We start from the raw sequence: 11,638 nt of genomic DNA on the forward strand, positions 1-11,638 counted from the left end.
TCAGTAACATCGCCTTTTTTGTATAAAAAAGAAGCCCTTACAGGCTTCAAATCAATTATTTATTTTAATGTTGCGTATGTGTCTTCGACCCATTCGTTAGTTGATACACGGTAGTATGTGTGTCCGTTGTAACTCTTAGTTTGGTCAGTAGCCCATGGTGTGTCATTTGACAATCCACGGTTTGACTTAGAAATTGAACCGTTTGAGTTGAAGGCAACCAATGGAACAGCGTAGCTGTCAGGGTTGTTTACAGTAATTACACGAGTTGACTCTGAAGGAGCTTGTGTAGCATTTTGTGTTGAAGCTGAATCATATTGAGTCAAGTTGTAAGTTTCGATCAAGTTGTTCAATGATGATGCATAGTTAGGTGCAGTAGCGTATCTACCTTGCAACCAAGCAGTAGCATCCTTGTATGATGATGTGTTTCCTTTCCATGTTCCACGGTAGTATGTTGAATCCCATGAAAGACCGTTACGTAACTTGTCACCATTGTCATTGAATGATTCTAAATAACTAGGGTATTTTCTGAAGTTAGCATAAATCTGGTACCAGCCTTGGCTAGCACTCCATTCGCTAGTTGGCATTGAAACGTAAGAACCGTTGTAATCACCCTTAATACCAAAAAGGTTATTTCCTTGTGTAGCTAAGTCTGATTGACCCCAGGCACTTTCAAGGATAGCTTGAGCAAGCATAACTGAAGCATAAACGTTATAAGTTGCAGCAGCTTTTTGAGCCATAGGTGCAGCCATTGCTAAGAAAGCTTGTTGTTGATCACTAGTAGCTGATGTAGCTGATGATTGAACTACAGCCTTCAAAGCATTGTTAGCTGTTGCCTCTGAAGCAGCTTGAACACTACTTGTAGTTGAATGTGCGACTGTTGTATCAGCTTTTTTAACATTTGATCCGGCGATAACATTGCTCTTATTGCCAGAATTTGAGTTACTTACGGCAGCGTTAGTATTTTCTGTTGTTGTTTGTTGTGTTGTTTGAGCTTGATCTGTTGTTTCTGCAGCTTGAACAGCAGTTGGTACAGCTACAGATGCTAATGTACTAAGCACCATTGTGCTTGTAAGTATTAAACGTTTGTATTGCATTTATGGTTTCCCCCTGAGGATTTATCTACAAGGACTAGAGTACTATTCTAAATGAGGCGTTTCAACGGTACATACCCATTTGTAGCGATAATGAAATATTCCTGTAATTTTTCATTGATATATATAGGAAAAAAAGAAAATTTTCACTCTATTTTGTGACTGAATAAATCGTTTAGCCACATTTTTTTAGTTAGTGTTTATTATTATGTTTGACGTAAATTTATTTAGTCTTATCTACGTATTAATTTTATAATTGTATAAACGTTTCATTTTTCGGGGGATTTTATTATGACTAGTTTGCGAGAATTTCGTTCTCTAAATAAAACTTTTTGGCAACAATGGTGGTCTTTTTCTCAGATTTTGATTATCGTCGACATTTTGATCAACTTAGCCTTCATTCCGCTGTTGAATATACTGACGGAATCCATTTTGGATCTGAATAATATCGCTTATATTTCTTATACCAATTTAGGCAACCTTTTTTTGCATAAGCCTTGGGCAATGTTGGAATTGATCGTCTTATTGCTGATCATCTTTTTGGTGATTTTCATGCAATTTTCGGTTATTTTTATTAGCTATCGAGCCATTCGTTCGCACGCCCATTTAGGGTGGAAGCTTTATTTACGAGAACTCAAGCAGATGGTTTGGCCGGTACCGGTTAAAGCTTTTGGCTTCTTCTTGCTTTATTTCCTCCTGATCATGCCCTTTGGTGGTATCGGACTTTACACCCCTTTGCTAGACAAGGTCCAAGTGCCACAGTTCATTACTGATTGGCTTTTCCAAGAACATTTGCCCTTCGGGATTTTACTGATGATTTTTTACGTGATCATGCTATACATCGGTGTCCGCTGGATCTTCGTATTACCGGAAATGATTTTTGATCAACGAGGAGCTCGGGTAGCCGTTCGTCATTCCTGGCGGATCACCCGCGGTCACGTCTGGCACTACTTCATCTATCTGGCAATATTGACCGTAATAGTGTCCGTCTTATCCACCCTAATTTTTTTCATCTTGATCGGTTTTCAGTGGGTCTTAGACTTCATCCCAGCAATCGCAAAATCGATGGCGATAGTCAATCTGACCTTGATCCAGATCATCAACGCAGCCGCCGGCTACTATTTCACAGCCATGGTCGCCCTCTTGATGATCTCCAAACTACCAGACCTAGAAGTTCCCCAAGCTGAAAAAAGCCGAGGTCGCAAGTGGCCCTGGTTCGTCGTCTTAGGAATAACAGTCTTCGGTTTTGCCTCATACGGTGGGCTCTACTTCAACAACTTGCTGATGGAAAAACCAGTAACGATCTCTCATCGAGGAGTAGATGACGGAAACGGCGTCCAAAACACCATCGAAGCTCTAAAAACCACCGCCAAAGAAAAGCCAGACTACATCGAAATGGACGTCCAAGAAACCAAAGACCATCAATTCGTCGTCCTCCACGACAACTACCTCAACAATTTGGCGGGGATCGACAAAGGACCAGGAGACATGACCTTGGCAGAACTGAAAAAAGTAAAAGTCCACGAAAACGGCAAAACAGCCTATCTAGCAAGCTTTGATGACTACCTAAAAGAAGCTAACAAGTTAGACCAAAAACTACTAGTAGAATTCAAAAGAACCCCTTCAACCAAATCAGACTACATCGACAAATTCTCCAAAAAATACGAAAAAGGCCTAGAACAAAACCAAGCCATGATCCATTCATTAGACTACAACTTCATCCAAGACAGCAGAAAACAAATGCCAAAAATCCCAGCAAACTACATCCTATCCTTCAATCTATCAGGAGTACCAAGAAGCAAAGCAACAGGTTTCACCATGGAAGCAACGACTTTGAATGACACCTTCATCGAAGAATCCCACTTCGAAAAGAAAAAGGTCTTCGCATGGACGGTAAACGACCCGGACACGATGGATAAGATGATGTTCATAGACAGCGACGGAATAGTGACAGACAATCTAACGGTCCTACAAGATGAAATAGCCAAAAACTTCGATTCAAAAAGCTACGCAACAAGAATGCTAAACTATCTAATTACACTACAAGATCCTACTAGGTAGTTTTGTTGGAGGTTCATTGCCGGTCCTGTGGGGGTGCCGGGAATTGCGCCGTGGAACGCTGCGGACCCACTTTGAGCTATCCAAGGAAAAGCGCCTTGGACATCTCAAAGCTGGGTCTTTTCGTAAGCACGGCCCATGAATTTCGCGGCTGACGGCGAATTACCTCCACCCCCACAGGACCTAAAGCAGTAAAAATTTATTTTTCCGGTGGGTATCACGGTACTTAGTTGAACACTGGTTGGTTGTTTGGATTTAGATTGTTGAACCTATTCTTTTGCGGTCTTACGATTTTGGTTTTTTTGGATCTATTTGTTTCATTTTTTTAGAGGAAATCATCGAAATATTTTAGTGTCCTTTGACAATCAGACTAAAAATAGGGTTTCACTCCGTTTTTAAGAACTTAGTTTTGGTTCAGGTTTTGGTTCTAGATTTTGCTTTTACCATCTTGGTAAAAACTGAGATAAACCGAACAGATTAGGACGAGCAAAGAGTGCCAACTTAACCAGAATACATCGATCACATCCAAAAAAGAGAGAGATAATGATTACCCCCAATCTAGGTGGAGGGGCGGGGCGCTATATGGGCTCAGCCGCGAAATTTCACTTAGCGGTTTACCGCTTAGTGAAAGACCCAGCTTTGAAACAAGCGAGCGGTTTATGCTCGATTGGTTCAAAGTGGGTCCGCAGCGTTCCAGTCCCATATAGCGCCCCGCCCCGGAACCGGCAGTGAACCACCAACAAAACTACCACCACTATCCCAACAATAACAATTAAAATCAAGTTGACTAATGACAGCGTTTTCATTGATAATTACAGTAGTTACATCTCAATAATACAATTCCGAGGAGGACTACCATGAAACAACTAAACATTGGACAATCGAATTGGCAAGCTTCAGAAATTGCTTTCGGGGCCTGGAGAATGGACGCTTTATCAGTGGCTGATGCAGCCAAAGCCATCGACACCGCCTACGACTGCGGCATCAACTTCGTCGACAACGCTGACATGTACGGCGACGGTGAATCGGAAACACGCTTTGGTGACGCCTTGAAGCAGACTAGCGTTAAACGCGAAGATCTCTTCCTACAAACTAAAGGCGACATCGTACCTGGCTTCAAATACGACACATCACGCGAACACATCATGAATGCTGTCGAAGGTAGTATGAAACGTTTGGGCGTTGATTATCTCGATGCTTATTTGATCCATCGCCCTGACCCACTTATGGAACCAGAAGAATTAGCTGACATCTTTGACGACTTGCAAAAAGCCGGAAAGGTGCGTCATTTCGGGGTATCCAATTTCAATCCACAACAATTTTTACTTCTTCAAGAATCACTCAATCAAAGACTATTGATCAATCAGGTGCAATTTAGTTTGATGCATACGCCAATGATCGACCACGGAATTCATTCAAATATGGCCGATGAACGAGCAATCAACCGGGATGGCGGCATCATCGAATTCTCACGGCGCATGGGTGTGACGATCCAAGCTTGGTCACCTTTCCAGTATGGCTTTTTCGAAGGTGTCTTCATTGATAACCCTAAATTCCCTGAGCTTAATAAGAAATTGCAAGAAGTCGCTGACAAATATGACGTGTCGAAGAATGCGATTGCGGCCGCTTGGATCTTGCGTCATCCGGCAAAAATGCAAGTTATCATTGGCACGATGAATCCACAGCACATCATCGACAGTGCTAAAGGTGCCGATGTCGAGATCACTCGTCAAGAATGGTACGACTTGTACTTCGCTGCTGGAAACGACCTACCTTAAATTGACTTATGATAGCGATTACCTATAATTAATCTTATCAATTTAATTATGGGGGCATATTTTGAAACTAGTAAATCTAGGTAATACTAATTGGTCAGTTTCTAACATCGCTTTAGGAACTTGGCGAATGAATAAATTGACCGTTGATCAAGCAGTTAAGACAATCGAAACTGCTTTGGACCACGGAGTCAATTTTTTCGACAGTTCTGACGTTTATGGACGTGGGGAGTCAGAAAAAATCTTTGGACAAGCTATCAAGCAAGTTTCCAAAACGCGTGATCAGCTTTTTATCCAAACCAAGGGTGGAATCATTTCTCATCAACGCTATGATTTTTCTAAAAAACATTTGATCCAAGCCGTTGACGACAGTTTGATGCGTCTGGACGTGGACTATCTCGACTCATATTTGCTGCACCGACCTGATCCTTTGATGGAGCCAGAAGAAGTCGCTGATGCCTTTGATGAATTGCAAACAGTTGGTAAAGTTCGCCACTTCGGCGTTTCTAACTTCAATCCTCAACAAGTATCCTTACTTCAAAATTCTCTTGATCAAAAAAATTCTCGTCAATCAATTACAGTTCAGCTTAATGCACACTGGCATGATCGACAACGGAATGCACACAAATATGACCGATGACGCCTCGATCAATCACGATGGCGAATTGATCGAATACTCCAGACGAAAAAACATTACCATCCAAGCCTGGTCCCCCTTCCAATACAGCAATTACGGTGGGGTCTTCATCAACGAACCTAAGGCGGAAAAATTAAATCAAGCACTACAAAAATTAGCCGATAAATATCAAGTCACTAAAAATGGCATCGCCGTAGCTTGGATCTTGCGCCACCCGGCCAACTTCCAAGTCTTAATCGGTACAATGAATCCCGAACACATCGTTGAAAGTGTTGCAGGTTCTGATGTCACGCTTACTAGACAAGAATGGTATGACTTGTATTTAGCTGCTGGAAATAGCCTTCCATAGAACAGAGAGTGGAGAGACGCGGTCAGCTGCTGAGGATTTAGGGACTGTCAGCACCCAAGGTGCGGCGAAGCCGTGCCTGCTGACAGTCTCTAAACCGGAGGCCGCTGCGTCTCGGAACCCGTTTTCGCATCCTTGAGGATAAAAATCAAAAACACTATCCAAATTACTGCAAATTTAGTTAATAAAAAGAGTCGAAACATTACGTTTCGGCTCTTTTTGTGCTTAAAAACATTTTTTCTAATGCAATTTTCTCGATGCAATTTTCTCAACAACTACTCACGTTTATCAGCAATCGCCAACTTCTTCCGGTCTACTCGAGACACTTGCCAAGCGGTGATCGGTACGGTCAAGATAACTCCGATCGTACAAACGACGAAGGTGATCACTTCTGAAGCAAACAGTTTATCATTGACGATGTCTTGCCAATTGTAATGCAGTGAATTCATTAAGAAAAACAATGGAAAGGTGGTCGCAAAAAAGTTAAACAGCAGTGTGTTAGTTTGCGTAGCTAAGATTTTATTGCCGACAGAAAATCCATCCGCAAAAACAGCTTTTTGATCCAAGGTTGGCTTGTTCATGACGATCTCGTTGAGACCCGAAGTGATGGCGACACAAGTTTCGGAGATGACTCCTAAACTGTTGACGATGATCGTGGCGATGGCCAGTTGGGGGAAGGAAACTCCCGCTGCTAGTGAAAATCCTTCTAGTTCTTCTTGATCTTCGACTCCCATGCCTTGAGTGCTTGACCAGTATAGGATCGGGATGGTTATTAACAAAATCAAGGCCGTTATTACTAATGAAGTCTTAAAGGAAATGTTAGCCGTGACGGAATTTTCCACGTTCATGTAGATGGCCACGACCAAAATGACGACGGAAATGATGGCGGTGGTGATCAAAACATTGAAACCATCAGCAATCAGGATCAGTAAAGCTACGATAGCAAAGCCATTTATACCTAGTCCTAACAGTAACGACAAACCTCGTTGGCCGGTGACGACTAACAATAAAATGATAAATGTAATCAATAAATAAAGCATTATGCCACCTTCTCTCTGACCATTTGACTGACGATGAAACTAGTTACTGGCACCGTTAAAACTATTCCGATGGCACTGATCAACAGCTGGGTCACACCCAGGCTTAAAGTCATGTCCAAGGTGTAGCCGATCGAATTACCGTTCATCAAGTACAACATGACGACGTTCAAGTTTTCGGCGATAACAATGAACAATAAAATGTTGATCAACGGACCGACTAATTCTCGACCGATCGCCATCCCTGATTTGAACAAAGTGCTTTTTGAAACGTCAGCCACTTCTTGTTTCATCTCGATCAACGAAGACGAGATGTCCATCGTCTCATCTAAAATTACGCCTAAAACACTAAAAATAACTTGCGAAATAAAAACTCCAAAATATGGTTGCAAGCCAAAGTCGACCATTTCAAAGTGGATCCCGCTGTTCCCCGACAATTGTAAGAGCCAGATGCTGAACAACAAGGCTACTGTCGTGGCCACAAAGGCACTGGCAAACGCCATTACAAAATCCTTAGTTGGACCTAGGATCACCAATAGGGCGATGGCTGCAATCAAAATAGCCGTTATAACGGTTAAAGTGACTAGATCTCCCGTCCTCAGTTTGATCAAAGCTTGGACAAAGCCGAAAAAGACTACTAAGTTCAACAAGACTGATGACAACAATCTTCCACGGGTGAACTTCATACAAAATAGCAAGATAATGACTAGCCCGACGGCAAAAACTAGAACGGCGTCCCGCTTGGTACTTTGGATAATATAATGGTTGGCAGAAGTTTTACTGACGAACACTTGTTGATGGGCTTTATAGCGCTCATCGAGCAACTGTGACTGTGCATAACTATTAGTTATAGTTACAGATTGGCCTTTTTTAGACGTATTCGAAAAATGACCGTAAACTTTTTGGACTACTTGATAGTCGGTATTTTTATATTCATCGGTGCCTTTAGTCTTACTTTGTTGAGCCACTTGATCGATCGTGACGATCGGTTTTTGATAGAGTGATGCATCAAAGTAAGTTGCAATCGTAGCAATCAAGACTAAAACTACGGCAGCAACAATTTGGAACCAACGCTTTTTTAAAATTTTCATTAATAACTACCTCAATAATGATTCTATACTATCATTAAGATTATAGTTAGAGTTGTAAAAACGTCTTAATCAAAATATGAGTTGACAATTTCTCGTTTTTGAAATACCATTTTTTTATCAACTACTTTAGGAGATTTCATTATGAACAAGCAAACTTCTCTTAACATTTTAAATGGTTGGCAAAGCCGATAATTCAGGTTGATCCGATATGGATATGACCTGAAATAGGATCATATCCGTGTCGGCTTATTAAGTGATGTACATAAATACGTTAATTAAAAAGCCCGCATGGATCGATAGATACATGTGGGTTTTGTCATCTAAAGGCAGCCCTTTTTGCAAGGACTGCCTTTTTTGCTTATAGGGGGAAATTATGAAACACGTCAAAAGACTCTACGCAACATTAATATTTTTATTCGCATTTTTAATATTCGCCTTCTTTTACGTTGGCCATCAACAACAAGTAGCTCACAACAAGATCCCGAAAGTTGGTGTCTTGCAGCTACTTTCCCATCCAGCCTTGGATCAGATCAACAAGGGTTTGGATGATACATTGGAAAAAAATGGCTACAAAAACGGTAAGAATATTCAGATCATTTTTCAAAATGCTCAAGGTGACCAAAGTAATTTGCGGACCATCAGTAAGCAATTCGTCGAAGACAATGTCGACGTTGCCGTTGGTATAGCCACACCTTCAGTGCAATCCTTGAAAAATGCGACTTCAACTATCCCGATCGTCATGGGTGCCGTTACTGATCCTAAAGGATTCGGGATCGTACCTTCCAACACGCATCCCGGTGGCAACATTACCGGCGTTTCCGACCAGGCTCCACTGGACGACCAATTGAAGTTGATGAAAGAGATCATGCCTAACATGAAGCGTTTAGGTATCATCTACACATCTTCTGACATGTCAGCTACGACTGAATCAAAGAAGATGAAAAAGCTAGCTAAAGCTCAAGGAATCGACGTTAACGTTGTCAGCATTAGTAACATCAACGACCTCGAACAAGTTTCCACTAACTTATCGCAAAACGTTGATGCCATCTTTGTTCCGACCGACAACACGATCGCATCCGGAATGAAATTACTCTCCAGTGTCGCCGCCAAGAGAAACGTACCTATCTTCCCTGCCGCTGACACAATGGTAAAAGATGGTGGTTTAGCAACCCTTGGACTATCGCAGTACGAACTCGGGCAAAAAGCCGGCGAAGATGTAGTAGCAATTTTGAAGCATCACAAGAAACCTGCCGACATGCCAGTTACCTTCATCAAAAAAGGACACTTGATCATCAACGAAAAAATGGCTCAAAAACTCAACATCACATTCCCTGATTCAGTAGTTCAAAGAGCTCAAAAAGAAGGAAGGATCATCAAATGAATCTGATCGTATCGACAATTAGCCAAGGTTTGATCTGGGCAGTAATGGCCATCGGACTTTTTATTACTTTTAGAATTTTAGACTTCCCAGATATGACCGTCGAAGGAAGTTTCCCACTCGGTGCCGTCACAACTGTTATGTTGATCCAAAACGGCATGAACCCAGAACTAGCCATGTTAGTAGCTTTCGTCTTCGGTTGTTTAGCCGGATTTGCGACAGCTTTCATGTATGCCAAAATGAACATCCCGATCCTACTAGCAGGGATCTTGACGATGACTGCTTTGTACTCCGTCAATCTCCGGATCTTGGGCAAAGCTAACATGTCCTTAACTAAGCCAGACAATGTCTTCAATCAATTTGGTTTAGACAAATTACCAACTAACTTCAATGGAATTTTTTTAGGAATTATCATCCTAACTATCATCACCTTCCTTTTGACCGTCTTTTTAAATACTGAAAAAGGTCAAGCCGTCATCGCCACAGGTGACAACGAAACGATGGCAGCATCCATGGGTATCAATACCACTGTCATGAAATTTATCGGACTAATGGTCTCAAACGGGATCGTTGCCTTGACTGGTGGCTTGATCGCCCAACAAAACGGTTTCGCCGATGTCAACATGGGTATCGGATCTATCGTTATCGGACTTTCAGCCATCATCATCGGTGAAGTACTTTATCCAGATGTACCGCTATCGATCAGATTGATCACCGTCATTATTGGTAGTATCGTCTACCGTTTGATCTTAATGATCGTGCTCCAATTAGGTTTCAACACCAACGACTTGAAGCTCATCTCAGCCATCATCCTAGCCCTCTGTCTAGCCCTACCAAGCATCAGAGCCGAATTTTTCAAAGTCTTTAGAAACGGGGTAAAAACCAAATGAAACCAATCATGGAATTAGATAATGTCGAAAAAACAATCTACAACGACAACACTAATCTAAACATCTTAGATGGCATCAATTTAAAAATTTATCCCCAAGACTTCATCGTAGTCCTAGGAACGAACGGTGCCGGAAAATCAACCCTACTAGATGCCATCACCGGTGCCAACCGCATCACCAACGGAAAGATCTTATTAAACGACAAAGACATCACCACTGAAAACTTAGCCAAAAGAGCTCAGTTCATCAGCCGTGTTTATCAAGATCCTAAACTAGGCACTTCGCCAAGAATGACCGTAGCAGAAAACTTACTACTAGCTCAAAGACGTGGCCTACCAAGAAGACTACGTTCGAGAAAGCTAAAAGAAAACCTACCAAAATTCAAAGAATTCATCAGCACCATGCCTACATTAGACAACCGTCTCAACACCTTCACAGAAAAACTATCCGGAGGCCAAAGACAAACCTTAAGTTTCTTAATGGCCATCATCCAAAAACCAGAACTACTACTATTGGACGAACACACAGCCGCCCTAGATCCACAAACCAGCGCCGACCTAATGGCAGCAACCGACAGAACCATCAAAGAAAAGAAACTAACTTGCATGATGGTAACCCACAATTTAACCGAAGCCGTGAAATATGGCAATCGACTTATTGTTTTGAAAAAAGGAAAAATCATCTTGGATTTAAACACCGAAGAAAAAGCCAAGTTGAAAGAAGAAGACTTGTTGGAGTACTTCTAAAAACAAGAGAGCGGAAGGCGACGGTCAGCTGCTGAGGATTTCAACACAGAGAGCGCAGCGAGGTTGATCAGCTGCTGAGGATTAACGCGTGTAGTCGCACAAGGTACTGCGAAGCAGTGCCGCGACTACATGTGTTAACCGAAGGCCGCTGTCGCCTGGAGCTCGTTTCCACTATAAAACGGGCAACGTTTGGTATAAAACAATAAATGTTTGGTAACAAAGTCGACAAGTTCTGCATCAAACACTTACCAAATCACCAACATATCAATTAAAAAAAGCGTAGGCATGCCTTACGCTTTTAATATGCTCAAAATAAATTTCTCAGCAAACTCCATCCAACGACAAAAATTCGGATGCTTAACGAAATCATAAAATTCTCGTCCATCACTTATCATAATAAATATTAAATTAACATCAAGCAAAAAGCAGCCATCAATGACTTGCGCTGGTCCCTGTCAAGTTGACATTTGAAATAATATAAAAATTGAATACTTCTTAAATGGCCATTCTCCTGTATTCCGCAGGGGTATGGCCATTTATTGTTTCTGATCTATCTACATGATTAAAATAGTAGATCCCTTCTTTGACG

At 41.7% G+C, this 11,638-nt stretch carries 8 protein-coding genes and 1 pseudogene; 6 read left to right on the plus strand and 3 right to left on the minus strand.

All coding sequences use genetic code 11. The features are described 5' to 3' along the window. Nucleotides 1-59: 59 nt before the first annotated feature. Nucleotides 60-1,094: a glycoside hydrolase family 73 protein gene (locus EKM69_RS12655; protein ID WP_125710624.1), complete on the minus strand. Its 1,035-nt coding sequence runs from the start codon at nt 1,092-1,094 to the stop codon at nt 60-62. A gap of 288 nt (nt 1,095-1,382) precedes the next feature. Here EKM69_RS12655 and EKM69_RS09950 point away from each other — a divergent pair, with 288 nt between their 5' ends. From EKM69_RS09950 to EKM69_RS09960, 3 genes and pseudogenes are all read left to right on the plus strand, one after another. Next, nucleotides 1,383-3,152 carry a glycerophosphoryl diester phosphodiesterase membrane domain-containing protein gene (locus tag EKM69_RS09950; RefSeq protein WP_125710626.1) on the plus strand — a complete coding sequence of 590 codons (1,770 nt, stop codon included), beginning with the start codon at nt 1,383-1,385 and terminating at the stop codon, nt 3,150-3,152. An 854-nt stretch (nt 3,153-4,006) separates the two neighbouring features. Next, nucleotides 4,007-4,927 carry an aldo/keto reductase gene (locus EKM69_RS09955; RefSeq protein ID WP_125710628.1) on the plus strand — a complete coding sequence of 307 codons (921 nt, stop codon included), beginning with the start codon at nt 4,007-4,009 and terminating at the stop codon, nt 4,925-4,927. Between the two features lie 61 nt (nt 4,928-4,988). After that, a pseudogene (locus EKM69_RS09960) lies at nt 4,989-5,910 on the plus strand (aldo/keto reductase). A gap of 272 nt (nt 5,911-6,182) precedes the next feature. Here EKM69_RS09960 and EKM69_RS09965 read toward each other — a convergent pair. Further along, nucleotides 6,183-6,947, minus strand: a complete 765-nt coding sequence (locus EKM69_RS09965; protein ID WP_125710630.1) for a YibE/F family protein — start codon at nt 6,945-6,947, stop codon at nt 6,183-6,185. Then, the gene (locus tag EKM69_RS09970; protein ID WP_125710632.1) at nt 6,947-8,035 is read right to left on the minus strand and encodes a YibE/F family protein; all 1,089 of its coding nucleotides are present in this window, start codon (nt 8,033-8,035) and stop codon (nt 6,947-6,949) included. Before EKM69_RS09970 ends, EKM69_RS09965 begins: the two co-directional genes overlap by 1 nt. Before the next feature lie 373 nt (nt 8,036-8,408). On the opposite strand from EKM69_RS09970, the gene trpX reads away from it, so the two are divergent. The 3 genes from trpX to EKM69_RS09985 are packed head-to-tail and all read left to right on the plus strand — an operon-like array spanning nt 8,409 to nt 11,049. After that, nucleotides 8,409-9,416, plus strand: a complete 1,008-nt coding sequence (gene trpX, locus EKM69_RS09975; protein WP_125710634.1) for a tryptophan ABC transporter substrate-binding protein — start codon at nt 8,409-8,411, stop codon at nt 9,414-9,416. After that, the gene (locus EKM69_RS09980; RefSeq protein WP_125710636.1) at nt 9,413-10,303 is read left to right on the plus strand and encodes an ABC transporter permease; all 891 of its coding nucleotides are present in this window, start codon (nt 9,413-9,415) and stop codon (nt 10,301-10,303) included. The genes trpX and EKM69_RS09980 overlap by 4 nt, the downstream gene beginning before the upstream one ends. Next, on the plus strand, nt 10,300-11,049 hold the full coding sequence (locus tag EKM69_RS09985) for an ABC transporter ATP-binding protein (protein ID WP_125710638.1): 750 nt from the start codon (nt 10,300-10,302) through the stop codon (nt 11,047-11,049). Before EKM69_RS09980 ends, EKM69_RS09985 begins: the two co-directional genes overlap by 4 nt. The last annotated feature ends 589 nt before the right edge of the window (nt 11,050-11,638 follow it).

Source organism: Companilactobacillus zhongbaensis (assembly GCF_003946515.1).
In the GTDB taxonomy this organism is placed as follows: Bacteria; Bacillota; Bacilli; order Lactobacillales; family Lactobacillaceae; genus Companilactobacillus; species Companilactobacillus zhongbaensis.